The following is a 16512-nucleotide window of genomic DNA, read 5'->3' on the forward strand; positions in this document are numbered from 1 at the left end:
CAATTCCCATCCACACAAACAGTCAATCCACTTAATCACACCAAGTTACCACCCACTAAAAACAGTCCCCGTCCGCCAAAAAATCCCCTAAAAAATAAAAATCCGACAAGAATGTTCATAATGCCGCAACAATTTAATGCCCTTTATTATGAAAACAATGTGATAATAGTGGTAACAAAACGCGAAAGGATGACTTCGCATGGAAACAACATTACAGGAAATGCTTAAAAAGCGCCCCGGCATGAGCATGCTTCAACTGAAGAAAGCCCTGCTCGTCCAACAAAAGAATGGATACGCGCTAATCGATGCCGATATCGCTACCCTCGAACTCTCCCAGCCATTTACATACGAATACACGCGGCTTAGCTCATCTTATTAAACAATTAAGGGGACGGTCCCAGTTTGCCTTTGCAAACCGGGACCGTCCCCTTTTCACCTTTCAGCCAAGCTGAATCATTCCCCTTAGCCGATGTCCACTCCAGCCCGTTCGAATGCAGCTGCTTCTAGAATAGACATGCCTTGTGCCTCGGCAGCCTTAGCCGCTTTTTCTGAAACTTGCGGTGCAAGATTAGTAGGCGCCGCATAGGACATTTCCCTTGCGCGAGCTGAGTTCCTGCGTTGGAACGGCCCCCAGATTGCGAAGGTTTTACCCGGGCTTTGAATATTGACAAACAGTGTATGTCCATCTGGCGAGAAAGTTGGGCCTGCCAATTCCGAATCACTCAAGCGGTTGGCGGCAAAAACATAAACGTTTCCTTCTGGGGTAATTCCGAGCAGCCGGTCTTGGCCGGAACCATCTTCCGCAATCCAAAGGTCGCCCCATGGAGTCATGCAGATATTATCCGGATATTCCATATCACGGGCATCATTTCCTTCATAAAACAACTCCAACGTATTCGTGTGGGGAATATAACGGTAAACACGTCCAAGTTTTTTCTCGCCGGCTGATGTGTCATCGAACCAGAAGACGCCACTTTGGAAGAACGCACCTTCTAATCGATTAAATTCAATACAGTTTTGTGCCTTAGCGTCCTCGCGGCAGAAATGAGGGTCAAGCTCTTTCCAAGCAATTTGGAATGTTTGCCCTGTTTTAAACGTACTTGCCGATGGATCCGTTACTGCTTCAATCGCCGCCGCATAAAGCTTACCGCCCTTATGCAGCGCTCCTGGTTTTTGGCTTGTGTCATTTGGAATGAAGCGGTATAAGTAGCTTGGGCTGGCATCTTCCGTTAAGTATACATAACCAGTAGATGGGTCGATTGCACAAGCTTCGTGGGAGAAACGCCCCATTTCCTTGATTGGAGTCCTGGACATTTCATTCTCCGGCTGCTGTGGATCGACTTCAAATACATAACCGTGTGTTTCGGAACGTGTTTCTTCACACGTCAGCCAAGTTCCCCATGGCGTCGCGCCGCCAGCACAATTTCGGATTGTCCCGGAAGAGGTTACATATTCTTTTATAACGTCACGATTCTCGTTTACAACTAGAGCCGTTGTCCCACCTACAGCCGCTGGATCATAAGGATTTTTTCCAACCACAGGATTTACTGCGCTCGTCCCCAATTCATGGTTACGAACAAGAATGGTCGTATTATTCAGACCTTCAAAAGCCGCCATTCCATCAAATGCTCCAGGGATTTTGTTTCCGTCTGCCATCAGGTCGCCTTCTCTGGAAATGATTTTGTATTGGAATCCTCTTGGAAGATCAAGAATTCCATTTGGATCCGGAACCAGTGGACCATATCCGGCAAAGCCGCTGGCAGGGTTGTCAGTTTTATCTGCAAACACCTTTGAACCAAGCGTGAGAACTCCGGTTGACCCAAGAGTTAGAGCAAGTGTCCCCATTCCTCCAGCCTTTAAAAAATCCCGTCTGTTCAAGCCATTTTTTGAAGTTTGATTAGCATCCATCGAATATGTATCTCCTTCACCAATGTATTTTGAAGTACAAGTTTAGAATAATCTGCGGATTTTAATATATGGTATCTTTCCTGTAAGGGTTAAGTTAAAAATTATTAAGATATGTAAACGAAGGTTGTAAGGGGTAATAAGCTCGATAAACGTTAATCTACCTGCTACCTGCATTGATTGCTCTTGGAGGCTTCACTTTTTCAAGCCAAAATCACAAAAAAGCATAGGTTAACACTATATCGCCGTAACAATTTTAATACTATTTTTATTATTCTTTACACCCGTTTTATAAACATTTGCCTGTTACTTCACTATAATCAAGGTGATTACATAACCAACTTCGAAGGGGGAACAAAACACTAGAACATGGCCGTTTGAAAAAAGAGACAGTTTGTGCTCATAAACAATTGGAGGTGTAGTCCTTGCTTCAAAATATCGGAATACCAGGATTAATTCTCGTCCTTGTGATTGCTTTAATTATATTCGGCCCATCAAAACTACCTGAATTAGGTCGGGCAGTTGGATCCACATTAAAGGAATTCAAAAAATCTGCCCGTGAGCTGGTAGTCGACGAAGAACAAACAAAAGAGCAGAAAATGCTTGCTGAAGAAAAAAAGGCTTAGCAGAAAAGAAGAAGATGTAAGCGGCAATTTGTGCTTACATCTTCTTTTTACTGAAGGATTAACAGGAGGAGGCAGTATAAATGCAAGCCAAAGATACCCATCTAATTGGACATTTAGAGGAACTTCGCCGTCGTATCATCATAACAATGTGCGGCTTTATCCTTTTTTTAATCGTAACAATGATGTTTGTGCCTGATTTGTATAGCTGGCTAGTCAGGGATTATGACGGGAAGCTGGCAGTGCTGGGCCCAAGTGATATTTTATGGGTTTATATGACTTTAGCATCTGTTTTTGCCATTGCATGCACCATTCCACTGGCTGCATATCAAACGTGGAAATTTGTTTCCCCTGCGTTAAAGGAAGAAGAGAAACAAGTGACGGTTAAGTTTATTCCAGGCTTATTTATATTATTTATTTTGGGGATTTGTTTTGGCTATTTCGTTCTTTTTCCAATCGTGTTGGGTTTCCTGACAGGCCTCTCAGCTGGGGAATTCGAAACAATGTTTACAGCCCAGAAATATTTTGTGTTTATGATTAACCTAACACTTCCGTTTGGATTCATATTTGAAATGCCGCTCGTCGTGATGTTTTTAACGAGATTGGGAATCCTGAATCCCACAAGACTCAAGAAAGCCCGAAAAGTTTCCTACTTTGCTTTGGTAGTCTTGTCTATTCTCATAACACCGCCCGATATCGTTTCAGATATCCTAGTCATCGTTCCCTTACTAACGCTTTACGAAATCAGTGTATCTCTTTCCAATTTTATTTATAAAAAAAGTATTAAATATGAGACAGGTATGCAAGCCCAACTGTAAGCTAACCCGGGTACAGGTTTTAGGCTGGATAAAAACTAAGGCTGATCTCCGCTTCTATCGAAGAATAATTTACACATAAAAAATGCCTGCTCTTTTGCATTACGCAAACTGGAGCAGGTTTTTTCATTCATCTATTGCAAAAATCTAAAACTATTTCCCTTATTGCAAACCGTTTGCGACAACCGCAATCCCGCCCATTGATTCCGACAAATATTGAAGCAGTGAAGCAGGGGACGTATCTCGCGCTTCATCTTGTAAATAGCAATCCAGCCCGTAAACCCCTTTGGAAGTAGTCTAAAGGGATTTCTTATGGTAAAAGTATTATAGGCTTATACTGCAAACGAGTCATATTGTTGAATTTAATTTGGATTATTTGATGTTTTAGGTTGGTGATATTTTTATGGGGGAAGATTTGATTGTGCTTGTTATAATCGTGCTTGTGGCTTCGCTGTTACAGACAAGTACCGGTTATGGTTTTTCAATTATTGGTACTCCTTTTTTATTATTGATTTATCCTGTGCATACAGCAATTCAAATTAATATTATACTTTCCATTTGTCTTTCAGCTTTTATGATATTTAAAATTAGAAAAGAAGTAGATAAAGCATTGCTAATTAGATTAATTAAAGGTAGCATCGGAGGGTTAGTTTTTGGTATTTTTATTTATCTTTTTATAAATATTCAATTATTAAAAATAGCCGTTGGTACTCTTATTCTAATTTTAACGATACTTCTTATTTTTAAATTAACGTTAGATCGGACGAGAAACAAGGATTTTATAACAGGAGGGATTTCGGGATTATTAACGACAAGTATCGGTGTACCAGGTCCCCCTCTATTATTGTATTTTTCCGGGGCTGGGATAGATAAAAGCACACTTCGTAGTACAACGTTAGCTTATTATCTTTTTGTTTATTTTGCTAGCTTGGTTATGCAAATATCGTTTGGCGGCACCACTAAAGAGGCATGGCTATCCTCTCTTGTGGCTATACCTCCTCTTTTTGCCGGAATCTTTCTTGGGCAGTTACTTTTTAAGTGGATTAGCCAAAAAACGTTCCGAATAATTACATATGTAATTTTGATATTTACAGGAGTTTATTTAATAGTAACTAGCCTCTAAATTATAAATTGATGGGAAAGGCATTCTTCCGTAATCGGGCCTGATTGTGGCAAAAAATCAGATTTCCAAACGACTTTATTGTTACATTCAGGTGTTATTATTTTGTAATAGAAGAAACTCGCACTACTTAAGAGGTGAAACATAGATACATCCCCTTCTGCACTTCATCCGCACTCCTTATCCAGTACTAACACACCTGTCCTCCCCATATTCTTATTATAAGGAAACAACAAGAACGGGGGTAAGTCCATTGCCAAATGTAAAAGTTCGTTTACAGCCGATTGTAAGGAACATCAATTTACCTACAGTCGTGAAAACCGCATTCCTTCCGGGAGACCAGGTTGAAAGAGTATTCATCGCAACGCAAGTGGGGGAGATTTTTTACATAGGAGACGGTGGTTTAAGGACGTTTCTGGACATCCGCTCCCGCATCATTAAGCTCGGCCATGCTGGCGGCGGATATGACGAACGGGGATTGCTCGGGCTCGCGTTTCATCCCCAATTCACCACCAACGGCCACTTTTACCTTCATTATTCCGTCGCTGGAACACAAGGACCTGGTGCGCTTACAGAAGAATTCCATCCCGACCCATGCGACCCTCGAACATTAAACCTCAGGTGGACAAACAGGGAAACGCGTTATGATCACATTGACACCGTTGAAGAATGGATTCTGCCATCGAATGGCCTTCCCCAGAAACGCCGCACACTGCTAAATATCAGGCGGCCCTTTTTCAATCACAATGGCGTCAACAGCCTGAACTTTTCACCTGAAACCGGCAAACTGGTTCTAACAACCGGGGATGGCGGGGCAGGCTACGACCCATTCAATCTCGCCCAGGACGACATGGAAATCGCCGGCAAAATCATTGAAATCGACATAAGCAAAAATAAATTTATCAACAATCCACCTGTCGCCACCCGTTTTAACGAACTCCCCCGGCCAATACAGGAAACCCTCACAGTAATCGCCAAAGGAGTCCGGAATATACCAGGCATCTCCTATCAACGAATCCAGCAGCAGTTGATCAAACACGTGGGAATTGTCGGACAGGATTTCGCGGAGTCAATCTTTTCATTCATTCAGTATCAGCCAATCCCGGTCACCCGGTTGGTTGAAGCCGCTCAAATGAACGCCCAACTCGACCAAACGGGATTAATTAACTTCGGCTGGCGCGGATGGGAAGGCGCGTTTCCTACACCGGTCATAAGGAGCTGCCCCGGGAATCCCACAACAAGCGCCCATTCTTTCGCCTTTTACAGCGATGCAGTAGCTGCGTCAACAAAGCGCCTACCGTCTTTAACCACATATTTTCATAAAGATTCCCGCCCCGGCAAGTTCGGCGGGACAGCACTCACCGGCGTGCAAGCCTATATGGGGACCGCAATCCCCGCCTTAACCGGGAGCGTCGTGTTCACCGACCTTGCCCGCAAGGAAACCTCCCCCGCCAAAGGCGTCTTGGCTTACACCACCCCAAGAACCGACGGGCACCCAAATGATTACAGCATAATCGAAACCGACCAGCCCTCTTCCGCCTACTACGTCAACCTCGGAACAAACATGAACCAAACCCGGCTCTATCTAGGGGCTTACGGCTCGATGAGGGTGACAGATTTAAATCAAGGAACTGTTTTTGAAATTCTTCCGTAAGCAACTTACGACAAACGGACGAATTCATATGCACAAACCAAAAAACTCTTCCAAAACGCGATGTTTTAGAAGAGTTTTTGCTTATTGAGCAGAATGTTTTACGCATTACTGGTGGTTAATTACAGCGGGTTCCCGTTCGTTAATATAATTTGTAAATCCTTCATACAACAAGCTTAATACTAAATTTAGTGTACAATACGATGAGTTATTTAGTTGATTAACTTTATTTAAATGAGTGACCTGATAATAAAGATTGTAATCAGCTAAATACGCTAATTCATTCCGGGAAAAAACGGTGACTGAAATGATTGGTACTTTTTTAACGGCTATACTTTTTAACATCGCATCAATCGAGCCAGTTTTTCCGGATAAGGATGCAACGATTAATAAATCATTCGGTGTGATTCCTTGAGAAATTAACTCAAGTTCTGTCTTGCTAGGGATAATATTCAAGAATATATTATGGTTCAATAAACATCTCGAAAATTCTTTAAGCATCAAGTTTTGTCCATAGCCTGTTCCGTAAGCAAATACATTTTTTGATTTTAATAAAAGATCATAAATTTCTTCTAAGTGTTTGTCGCCTTCAAAAAGTTTAATCGTTTCCTGGACATCTTTTAATAAAACCGAGCTATGAAAAGATTGATTGGCAGAAATCTTTGTTTCTCTTCTTCTATCAGCTTCGTCCCTTAAAAAATAGCGAAATTCACTATAGCCATCAAATCCTAATTTCTTCGTTGTTCGAATGATAGTAGAGGGGGAAACAGTACAATACTTAGCAATTTCTGTGACAGTTTTATCTTTGCACAACTCAATATTTTGACTAATATAGCTGATTACATGTAAGTCGTTATCGTTTAATTCGTCATAATATTTATTAATCAATGTCTCCAAATTCATAATCAGCTTGCCCCCCTAATTTGATTTTCTATTTATTATAAAATCGTAGAATTCAGACCGGTTTTCCACAATTATAACACACCCGCCAAGCCCTTTATTGAACAGATTTCCGTAGGATTTAAGCCTAATCAGGTGAACATATTAAGTGTGAAAAAATCAGCGAAGTTGGGGAAGGTGATAAAAGTTGAATTGTTTTTTACACATTTAGTTTGGACTGTAAGTTGATTGGAGCGGAGGGCACCGACTCCAGCGGGATGCAGCGGCAAGGTGGAGACCCCACAGGCGCATGCGCCGAGGAGGCTCCACTGACGCCCCGCGGAAAGCGTGTGTCCGTAGCGGAAATCAACAGCAACGTTACGAATGATATATTTGATTCAACCTAAAGGGTTTTAAAAGGAACGGAAAAAATGTAGAAATTCGAGGCTCTATTTGATGAAGGTTTTCGCATGGCATGTAAAAATAAAAATAAAAGTAGTACAAACCATCTCTCCCGGTCTGTACTACTATTTTGGTAATCACACTTATTTTTCTAATAGCGAAGCAGCGTCTTCATCAATGATGACAACCGCGTTTTCACAATTTCGTAACGCTGTAGCAGGGCAATCCACAGTGATTTCCCCTTCAAGCAACGCTTTCACTGCTTCAGCCTTATGCTTGCCGGATACAAGCAGCAATACTGTTTGGGCTTCCAAAATCTCCGTAAATCCAAGAGTCAACATTTCAGTTGGGGCTTCTTCTCTTGTAATCCCGTACTCTCTCATTGTGCTCTGAATTGTAGATTCATCATGCTTTGCTAAAAACATGGTCGAATCAAACGGAGTTCCCGGCTCATTCGCACCGATATGCCCATTCGTGCCCAATCCCAACAATTGAATATCTCTCGGATAGTCGTTCAATATTTTTTTGTACCGCGCAATTTCTTGATCCGTGTCTTCTGCTTCACCATCAATCAAGAAAACATTTTTAGGTTCCGCATCGACCAGGTCATATAAATTTTTATACATAAAGGATCTAACTGAATAAGCGGCATCTCTCGGACCCATGTATTCATCCAAGTTCATGAAGGTTGTATGGCTAATATCCAAGCCATTGTTAATGCCTTCAACCAATAACTTGAATACTCCCCTTGGAGAACCACCTGTTGTCATGGAGATAACCGGTTCTTCCTTGGTTTCTATCACTTCTTTAATAATCTCATACGCTTTTGCTGACATTTCATCATAATCTTTAACAAAAATAGTTTTCATTTTTTCTCATTAAAGCCTGATAACTTTAATGACTTTCCCCTCCTCTTCGATTGTGGCAGCTCGTCGCCACTAGCCTACTCAAACTTACAGTACAAAGCAAATTTTCCACACTCGTCCAAAAGAGTTATTTATTCACTTCTTTTTTCAAAGACCGTGCTGCCTGTTCTACTTTAGGCCCGTAGACGACTTGAATATTTTGTTTATCAATTTTAACCATTCCCAGGGAACCTGTTGCTTTTAATATTGACTCATTTACGATTGACGTGTCTTTTAGGACGAGCCTTAATCTTGAGATGCAATTATCAATTTCCACAACATTCTCTTTTCCGCCTAAACCTTTAAGAATGGCGGCTCCGAAATCATCCCCGGCTGAACCCGCGGCTACTTCCTGCTCACTTGAATCAATCTCGGAGTCTGTTGTTCTGCCAGGTGTTTTAACATTGAATTTCAGAATCACAAATTTAAATACATGGTAGTAAATAACTGCATAGATCAGACCAACAATGACATCCACGTACCATTTCGTATAGGTGCCTTGTAAAATACCGAAGATGGCTAGATCAATCAGTCCGCCCCCGGCATTACCAACCCCAACATTCATGATTGTCATAAGGAAAAATGACAAMCCTGCCATAAATGCGTGGAAGATATACAGGAGCGGGGAGACAAAAATAAAGGCAAATTCAATCGGTTCCGTTATACCCGTTACAAAGGAAGTTAGCCCGGCTGCGAGCAGCATCCCTTTAACCTTTGGGCGCTGTTCCAAATAAGAAGTTTTATACATGGCATAACATGCTGCAGGTAGCCCAAATACCATGAAAGGATGGGTACCTTGTGTTAAGAAGCGAGTGGATTGCCTCAATGTTTCAATATCCGGATTCGGCGATGCAAGCACCGCATTAAATATGGACAATGCTCCTGACACTGTTTGCCCATCAACAACAGCCATGCCGCCGATTGGGGTGAAACGTATCAACTGGTTTAATACGTGATGCAGCCCTGTCGGAATAAGCAGACGTTCTGCGAAACCATACATAAACGTACCAATCGCTCCCGATTTGCCAATCAGGCCTCCCAAGCCATTAATCGCCGTATTAAAAAATGGCCAGACAAAATACGAAATCATCGAGAGGAATGGGATTGTCACAATAATGACGATTGGGACAAACCGGTTTCCACTAAAGAAACTGAAAGCTGTAGGAAGTTGTTTCGTATGATACCTGTTATGGATAAACGCGGTCCATAGCCCAACAAGTATCCCGCCAAAAACGCCCATTCGGTACGTAAATACCCCTAACATCGTTTCATAGGCGTTCGAAATCTCAAATGCCCGAATTTGTGAATTCCCTTGCTGCACTAGATAGTCGACCGAAGTCGTGTCGACTGTAATTTGATTTAGTTTTAAGAGATAGCCGATCATTACATGAAAAATAATAAACGCGATGACGGCAGCAAAACCAGCGATTTCCTTATCCTCTTTGGCCATTCCGGTAGCAACCGAAATCGCGAATAAAATAGGCAGCAGCCCAAACATCATGCCAACAATCGCCCTTACGCCGCCCACGATGTTTTGAATGATCGCAGCGTTCGATACAGTTTCACCGACAATCGCCGGGTTTTGTAAGATCGAAACAATTCCTAAGAGCAATCCCGAAGCAACAATAATTGATAAGGGGCCCATCAAAGTTTTTCCAAGCTTTTGGATACCAGTTCTCATATCATCCACCCCAGCTAATTTAACGTTGGAAACCAATCTCGTATTCATTACTAATAATCAAGCAACCTATTTTTTTAAAAAAGGCCGGCCTTCACTTTCATTTAAATCCACTACTCTAATTGTGACCGATTCGTATGTTTTCCGGAAACACACCATCATCCTGCTTAAAACTTCTCTAGAGATTTGTACCAGCTTAAAAGAAAGCCTTTTCATCAAACTTTCTGATGTCATGGTATCACTATAAAAAATAACCAACAATACATTCTTTTCATTAAAATTCCTTTATCAAATTCTGAATATTAATTCACATCGCGAAAAAATATTCAGGGAAATATATCCACTTAGGTGGGTACTTTTTTTATAAAAAAGAAATTTATTCAGAATGTGAATAATTAATCTGATTGACTCACATTTATTGTTGGCGTACACATCAAGTGCTACGATGGGTCGAGAAAAGATGTATCCAATTTTATACTTTTGAAAGGGACGATAAGCATGAAGGTTAATCTGGACAGGGTAATTAGAGACATCGAGACACTGGCTGCCTTTACTGCAACCCCAGGAAATGGCGTTACAAGGTCCTCCTACTCCCATGAAGATAAATTAGCAAAAGCTTATTTGAAAAATGAGATGGAAAAAATAGGGCTGAACGTGTGGGAGGATGGATTCTCCACATTATTCGGGCGCCGAGAAGGGAAAAACCCTGACGCACCTGTTATTATGATTGGCTCTCATTATGACTCTGTTGTAAACGGCGGAGCTTTCGATGGGGTTGCCGGCGTTGTGGCTGCCTTGGAAATCATGCGGGTTCTCCATGAAAATAATATTGAAAATGAATATCCAATTGAAATGATCGCGATGAATGCTGAAGAAGGAGAAACATTTGGCCCAAGTACCGGGGTTTCAAATTCGCGGGCACTTGTTGGGACTTTAACCGAGCAGGAACTGGATTCTGTTAAAAATAGACACGGCCAAACGAAAAGAGAAGCAATGAAAGAATACGGCCTCATTCCCGATCTAAAAAGCGCGAAAAGGGAAAAAGGCACGATTAAAAACTTTATCGAACTTCACATTGAACAAGGACCCGTTCTTGATAATGAAGGGCTGGCTATCGGCTTAGTTGAGTATCTTCCTGGWATAGGCCGATACAAAGTGAAATTCCACGGAATGCTGGCAGACTCAACGGCACCAATGGATACACGCAAGGATGCGTTACTTGCCGCATCGAAGTTTACTGTGGCTGTTAATAAAATAGTAAAGTCATTAGGGTCCGGAATTGCAGGCGCAGTCGGTGAGATGGAGATTTCGCCTAACTCCAACCAATTCGTTCCGGAATATGTCCAGGCTAAAGTAGAAATTCGAACGTTTGATAAGAATGTTCTCGAAAATATTAATCTATACGAAAAATTAATGGCTGAGTTGAAATCCATCCAGGAAGAAACGAATGTAGAGGCAGAACTGATCGAAATGGCGCGCATTGGCTATCCAAATCCAACCCCGCCAAGCATCATGTGCAAGGAAAATGTAGAGATTATGAAAAACATCTGCAAAAAGCTGGATTATCACTATACGATTATTAACAATGGAACCGGCCACGATGCAATGATTATGGCTGATTTCGCTCCTACCAATATGATCTACGTGCCTAGCAAAGGGGGCATTTCACATCACCCTGATGAATGGACGGACTATGAGGATTTGAAAAAGGGAATCGATGTAATGATGCATTTGGTTCTGGAAATATGCAAGTGATAGATTGCTAGTTTGAATACATTGGCGACTACCTTTGGGCGGGAATATAGAGTCTTTAAAGACTTTTATATCCTGTCCTTTTTATTTTCCTAGGTGCTTTGATTTTAAATGTCCTCGTTAGCCTCACACGCAAGCCCTCCTCACCCAATTTCCCCGCCAGGAATACAGTAAAAAAGGAGTCAGTAAAAGAACAAGAGGCGAAGCGTGTGAAACTTAAGGAACTTGCTGTGTTGTTTGCGTTGGCAGCTTTGTTTGGGTCATCCTTTTTATTCGTGAGGATTGCTTCCCCGGCAATCGGTCCATTCCTTACCACTCAGGGGCGCGTCACCTTTGCCGCTCTCGCCTTGTTGGCGTTGGCGCTTTTTTTCAAAAAAACAGTCCAGCTGAGGTTGCGCTGGAAACAGTATTTCATTATCGGCGCACTGAATTCCGCCATCCCCTTTACGCTCGTTTCCCTGGCGGCTGTTCATTTGAATGCGTCTATATTGGCAATCATCAATGCGATGACGCCCTTTTTCACTGCAATTGCAGTCTGGGTCTGGATGAAGGAAAGGATTATTTTTTCAAAAGGCGTCGGGATTATACTTGGGTTGGCCGGCGTTGTGATTACGGTTGGCTGGAGTCCAGTCGAGCCGAGCCTAGAGGTTTTTCTGGCGAGTTTGTGCTCCCTTCTCTCGACTGTTTCCTATGCATTCGGGGGCGTTTATGCGAAAAAAACCTTCAAGAACTGCTCGCCATTGACGGTTGCCTTTGGCCAACTGATGGGCGCAACACTGCTCTTAATCCCGGTAACCTCGGCCGGTTTCCCTGGTCAGACAATTAATGTAGCGCCAGTTGTTTTGTATTCGGTCCTTGGAGTCGCCCTTTTCTCGACAGCCTTAGGATATCTCCTTTACTACTATTTGATCGAACATGTCGGCCCAACGAAAACGGTGACCGTGACATATTTGATTCCCCCTTTCGGCATGCTATGGGGAGCGATCATCCTGAATGAACAGATAACCTCCGGAATGTTTGCCGGCCTGTTGATTATTTTGGGAAGCCTTGCTCTTATCACACGCAAAGAAAAAAAGTGAAGTTTCATTTAACCCCAACTCTAATATTAAAATCCTTACGACCATAAAAAGTGGGTTATCTTTCATTGATTGACCGAAAGACAGGCTACCAACTGCCGTTCGGGCTTTAAAGCGTTTTTTAACGCCCGAAGGACAGGCTTCCAACTGCCGTTCGGGCTTTAAAGCCTCTTTTAACGCCCGAAGGACAGGCTGCCAACCGCTGTTCGGGCTCTAAATCTTCTTTTAGCGCCCGAAGGACTGGCTGCACACCGCCGTTCGGTCATTAAAGCATCTTTTAACGGATTGTGTGGTGTCAGCCCAGGCGTTAAAACCACTCTTTGTGGTCAAGAACCTTTTAAAAAAGGACATCCCCCACCCCACTGTAGTAAAGTAGACACTAAAGAGAAAGGGGAGGTTTTCGCATGTTAAAAAAGTTCACGCTGCAAACGAATCACCGTGATGAAATGCTAGAGGTAACCGAACTAATTCAGAACTTTGTATCAGACCAAGGCCTGGAGGAAGGGGCGGTCGTCGTCTATTGCCCGCACACGACAGCCGGCATTACCATTAACGAAAACGCCGATCCCGACGTAAAACGCGACATGATCCGCCGCTTTGACGAAGTCTATCCGTGGCACCATGAAGCAGACAGGCATATGGAAGGAAACACAGCCGCGCATATGAAAGCCAGCACAGTCGGGTCCTCCCAACTCGTGATCGTGGATGAAGGCCGGCTATTGCTCGGCACATGGCAGGGCATCTATTTCTGCGAATTCGACGGACCCAGGACCCGGAATTTCTTTGTAAAAGTCCTATGAATTAGTGGACGTTTTTACCGCTTCATTTCCTCAACAAAATTTTTCAAAACGTGAACCAAATTGAAGCTGGGGACGGATCTTCTGTTTCATTTCTTTACAGAATTTTTCTCCGAAGCGAATCACAGGGTACGTCCCCAGCTTCACTGCTTCATAACCCAAAAATGCCGCCCGGGCTTCCCTGGACGGCAGTTTTAAAATCAGGCTGGGACTAGCCCAGCCCCCGATTCTCCTCATGAAGTTTTCATCACTCCTAATGCCTTATGCTCCCAAAGCACCCGCTCCACAAGCTCTGATTGATTTTTATCGCATTCGACAATGACAACCACTTCGGTCTGAGTTTTCTTTTTGAACCATTTCCGCCTTAAAAAGATAAAGGAAAGAACCAAACCGAGAGCACCGCCAAAGACAAGGCCAATCAGCGCCCAGATGATTGGCCCCCACTCCCAAATAAACCCGTAAATACTTCCAAGCAGCATAAAAACACAGCCCAAAATAAACGCGAATTCATATTTACTGGCGGCTTCGTTATGCGTATTCCTAACGTCCGGAAAATCAGGCGAATTTTTATCCAAAGTTGCGACAAAGATACTTTCTTTCGAAATACCGTTTTGCTCCAGGTCGCTAAGGGCCAGCTCCAAAAAGGCGCTGTGCTGAAAGGCTGATACAAAATGCATGGAGTTCTTCCCTCCCCTCTTATTCGGCATACTAAATTCCTTTGGCTGAAAATTCTTTTTCAGAAACCTGGATTGTTCAATCTTGAATAACGAGTTCGTGAATAACAGGTCCGAATAGGCACTGCTTACAGATGTTAAAAGAATGGACGGGAAATTCAAAAACCACTGTGGATCAATGGCCTTTCCCGCAAGCTCCGTTTTCCCTTCAAATGTAAGAAGAACAGCCGGCAATGCATTGGAGTAATAAACAGTAAGAACAAAACAGACCGTTACAAAAAAACCCGTCGGCAGCCTATTTGCGTAAATAGCCCCTAAACCGGGCGTCATAAACGACCAAAACACCCCGTTCCACGGCTTTCGGTAATCGAGAAAATTCACTTCCAGCGCCCCAATTTTAAAAGGCAAAATCGGGGAATCATTCCTATCCGCCAACCGGGAGAACTTATTCAAATCAATCGCAGTGGAATAACTGTCCCACATCGTAAACACGTAAATACCCATATAGAGGAAAAACCAATGAGTATCGATGACCTCCGCCGCTAATTGAAACTCGCCAATCATGGAATAAAAAATCGCTTCATTAATGTGCGCCTTCACATTGATAAAAAACTCCCAGGCCATAAGGAGTGCCCCGGAAAAATACTTGCATAGAGCCATGTGCCCCGCTCCAGGGAAGGCAGCCGACCACCAAATAACCTGTAAAGGATTGCGTTCATAAATATAGTTGATAATGTATGGCGATGTGTGGGCTCGAGGACGGCGTAAATCATTGGAAAACAGGCTCTTCAACTCCACACCCCATCAGATTAATTGAAGTGAATTTTCCGGACGCGAAACAATATCCGCAACCAAAGTTCACTCCCTTTTTCAACATTATCCCCTCATAAAAGTAAAATTATCCCAAATCCGACCAACTCCCCTGAAACAAAATGGAAAATATTATTAAAATTAGCCCAAATTTGCTTTATACTAAAGAAAAGGAAAATTATTGTCGGGATGTGCAGGAATGAAATTTAACATAAAGAATATTTATCAATCGGACCATACTATTGAAATCATTTTCTCTTCCTTGCGCTGGTTTTTTTTAGTACTGGCGGTCATTGTTTTTGCTATTCAATACAATACAAATCCGGAACCATATAAACTTAAGGCCTTTATGGCCCTGTTAGTATTCGGCTTAGCTTATATGGGCATCTCGGATTACCACTTACATAAGTCTCTTGAAGGGTCTAAAATCTATACACTCATGACGAAAGGCGGTCCATTCTTTGACTTTATTGCGTTTTCCGCCCTCCTTCCTCTTACAGGAGGACTTGAAAGCCCCCTTTTCCCAATAGCATATTTAATCATCCTTCATATTGTTGTGTATTGGCGGTTTATAGGCGGGATCATTTCTTCACTTGTATTCATTCTTGTTTACTCGATCATGTTTTATATCCAGCATCCCGAAGTCTCCTCCTTGCAAGCGGCAGTCATTTACATCTGCCAGGTTGCCTTCTTGCTGCTAATGGGCTGCCTGGGAGGAATCATTGTTTCAAGGGAAAGAAAGCACTATTCGGAAAAAAACCTGCTCGAGGAAGCCGCAACCCGGGATTACCTTACAAATCTTTTGAATCACCGCTCGTTCCAGGAATGCTTGAGAAAGAATTTACAAAACGGAGAGGATTTCCACCTCGTTCTTGCCGACATTGACAAGTTCAAGAGCATCAACGACAAGTATGGGCATGTAACAGGTGATATGGTCCTGCGCAAAATTGGCGAGATTCTTACTTCCTTCATTCCGGAAGAGCACGGAAAAGTGTTCCGCTATGGAGGGGAAGAGTTTGCGATGATCCTCTATATAAAGCGGCAAGCCGAGGTGAACAGACTCCTCGTTGAAATCCAACAGGCAATCGCCAATTATACGTTCCACGCAAGGAAAGGCAGCTTTTCTCTCACAATGAGCTTCGGCTGCTGCAGGCAAAACGGCGAAATGCCAACCCAACTCGTAGAGAAAGCCGACAAACTCCTCTATGAAGCAAAAAACCGCGGCAGAAACCAAATCGTTATGTAAAGCTTTTTTGGGGAAAATTGGCCCATGAAACAAAGTGAAACAATGAAACAAAGGGACGGTTCTCCTGTTTCATTCGAACCCCGAATGAATCACTAGATCCGTCCCCTTCTTCACTTCTTCATTCATCCGGATTCGAGCGACATCTTTTCGGCTTCTGCCCCAATCTTTGTCGCTCATCC

The 16512-nt window shown here is 42.8% G+C and carries 14 protein-coding genes; 9 read left to right on the plus strand and 5 right to left on the minus strand.

All coding sequences use genetic code 11. The annotated features are described in order from the left end of the window. Nucleotides 1-199 precede the first annotated feature (199 nt). Entirely contained in the window at nucleotides 200-379 is a 180-nt protein-coding gene (locus ADU24_RS17160) for a hypothetical protein (protein WP_053367768.1), read from the plus strand. 83 nt (nucleotides 380-462) lie between these two features. Here the strand turns inward: ADU24_RS17160 and ADU24_RS17165 are convergent, their stop codons facing one another. Beyond that, entirely contained in the window at nucleotides 463-1908 is a 1446-nt protein-coding gene (locus tag ADU24_RS17165) for an alkaline phosphatase PhoX (protein ID WP_053367769.1), read from the minus strand. 422 nt (nucleotides 1909-2330) lie between these two features. Here ADU24_RS17165 and ADU24_RS17170 point away from each other — a divergent pair, with 422 nt between their 5' ends. From ADU24_RS17170 to ADU24_RS17185, 4 genes are all read left to right on the plus strand, one after another. After that, the gene (locus ADU24_RS17170; RefSeq protein WP_053367770.1) at nucleotides 2331-2531 is read left to right on the plus strand and encodes a twin-arginine translocase TatA/TatE family subunit; all 201 of its coding nucleotides are present in this window, start codon (nucleotides 2331-2333) and stop codon (nucleotides 2529-2531) included. A gap of 80 nt (nucleotides 2532-2611) precedes the next feature. Further along, nucleotides 2612-3346: a twin-arginine translocase subunit TatC gene (gene tatC / locus ADU24_RS17175; protein WP_053367771.1), complete on the plus strand. Its 735-nt coding sequence runs from the start codon at nucleotides 2612-2614 to the stop codon at nucleotides 3344-3346. Between the two features lie 400 nt (nucleotides 3347-3746). Further along, on the plus strand, nucleotides 3747-4466 hold the full coding sequence (locus tag ADU24_RS17180; protein WP_053367772.1) for a sulfite exporter TauE/SafE family protein: 720 nt from the start codon (nucleotides 3747-3749) through the stop codon (nucleotides 4464-4466). 250 nt (nucleotides 4467-4716) lie between these two features. After that, the gene (locus ADU24_RS17185; RefSeq protein ID WP_053367773.1) at nucleotides 4717-6117 is read left to right on the plus strand and encodes a PQQ-dependent sugar dehydrogenase; all 1401 of its coding nucleotides are present in this window, start codon (nucleotides 4717-4719) and stop codon (nucleotides 6115-6117) included. 105 nt (nucleotides 6118-6222) lie between these two features. Here ADU24_RS17185 and ADU24_RS17190 read toward each other — a convergent pair whose 3' ends face one another. The 3 genes from ADU24_RS17190 to ADU24_RS17200 form a co-directional block, all read right to left on the minus strand. Beyond that, nucleotides 6223-7017 carry a MurR/RpiR family transcriptional regulator gene (locus tag ADU24_RS17190; RefSeq protein ID WP_053367774.1) on the minus strand — a complete coding sequence of 265 codons (795 nt, stop codon included), beginning with the start codon at nucleotides 7015-7017 and terminating at the stop codon, nucleotides 6223-6225. Nucleotides 7018-7538: 521 nt separating this feature from the next. Further along, nucleotides 7539-8264, minus strand: a complete 726-nt coding sequence (locus ADU24_RS17195; protein ID WP_053367775.1) for a glucosamine-6-phosphate deaminase — start codon at nucleotides 8262-8264, stop codon at nucleotides 7539-7541. Nucleotides 8265-8388: 124 nt separating this feature from the next. Beyond that, the gene (locus ADU24_RS17200) at nucleotides 8389-9981 is read right to left on the minus strand and encodes a PTS transporter subunit EIIC (RefSeq protein ID WP_053367776.1); all 1593 of its coding nucleotides are present in this window, start codon (nucleotides 9979-9981) and stop codon (nucleotides 8389-8391) included. A 495-nt stretch (nucleotides 9982-10476) separates the two neighbouring features. Between ADU24_RS17200 and ADU24_RS17205 the strand changes: the two genes are divergently transcribed. The 3 genes from ADU24_RS17205 (at nucleotide 10477) to ADU24_RS17215 (ending at nucleotide 13606) form a co-directional block, all read left to right on the plus strand. Further along, a complete protein-coding gene (locus ADU24_RS17205) occupies nucleotides 10477-11733 on the plus strand; it encodes a Zn-dependent hydrolase (RefSeq protein ID WP_053367777.1) in 1257 nt (418 codons plus the stop codon). A gap of 206 nt (nucleotides 11734-11939) precedes the next feature. Next, nucleotides 11940-12809 (plus strand): DMT family transporter, encoded by an 870-nt coding sequence (locus ADU24_RS17210; RefSeq protein WP_053367778.1) that lies wholly within the window; start codon nucleotides 11940-11942, stop codon nucleotides 12807-12809. Between the two features lie 401 nt (nucleotides 12810-13210). Beyond that, complete coding sequence (locus ADU24_RS17215; RefSeq protein WP_053367779.1) at nucleotides 13211-13606, plus strand: secondary thiamine-phosphate synthase enzyme YjbQ; 396 nt, start codon at nucleotides 13211-13213, stop codon at nucleotides 13604-13606. Between the two features lie 230 nt (nucleotides 13607-13836). On the opposite strand, the gene ADU24_RS17225 is transcribed toward ADU24_RS17215, so the two are convergent. Next, nucleotides 13837-15069, minus strand: coding sequence for a hypothetical protein (locus tag ADU24_RS17225; protein ID WP_156324612.1), 1233 nt, complete (start codon nucleotides 15067-15069; stop codon nucleotides 13837-13839). A gap of 217 nt (nucleotides 15070-15286) precedes the next feature. Between ADU24_RS17225 and ADU24_RS17230 the strand changes: the two genes are divergently transcribed. Next, nucleotides 15287-16333, plus strand: coding sequence for a GGDEF domain-containing protein (locus ADU24_RS17230; RefSeq protein WP_053367782.1), 1047 nt, complete (start codon nucleotides 15287-15289; stop codon nucleotides 16331-16333). Nucleotides 16334-16512 lie beyond the last annotated feature (179 nt).

Source organism: Bacillus sp. FJAT-27245, assembly GCF_001273955.1.
Lineage (GTDB): Bacteria > Bacillota > Bacilli > Bacillales > Cytobacillaceae > Bacillus_D.

Coding starts and splice junctions, on each gene's coding strand:
- ADU24_RS17180 (WP_053367772.1), top strand. CDS start 3,747: ATGGGGGAAGATTTGATTGTGCTTGTTATAATCGTGCTTGTGGCTTCG.
- ADU24_RS17190 (WP_053367774.1), bottom strand. CDS start 7,017: ATGAATTTGGAGACATTGATTAATAAATATTATGACGAATTAAACGAT.
- ADU24_RS17195 (WP_053367775.1), bottom strand. CDS start 8,264: ATGAAAACTATTTTTGTTAAAGATTATGATGAAATGTCAGCAAAAGCG.
- ADU24_RS17165 (WP_053367769.1), bottom strand. CDS start 1,908: ATGGATGCTAATCAAACTTCAAAAAATGGCTTGAACAGACGGGATTTT.
- ADU24_RS17160 (WP_053367768.1), top strand. CDS start 200: ATGGAAACAACATTACAGGAAATGCTTAAAAAGCGCCCCGGCATGAGC.
- tatC (WP_053367771.1), top strand. CDS start 2,612: ATGCAAGCCAAAGATACCCATCTAATTGGACATTTAGAGGAACTTCGC.
- ADU24_RS17230 (WP_053367782.1), top strand. CDS start 15,287: ATGAAATTTAACATAAAGAATATTTATCAATCGGACCATACTATTGAA.
- ADU24_RS17215 (WP_053367779.1), top strand. CDS start 13,211: ATGTTAAAAAAGTTCACGCTGCAAACGAATCACCGTGATGAAATGCTA.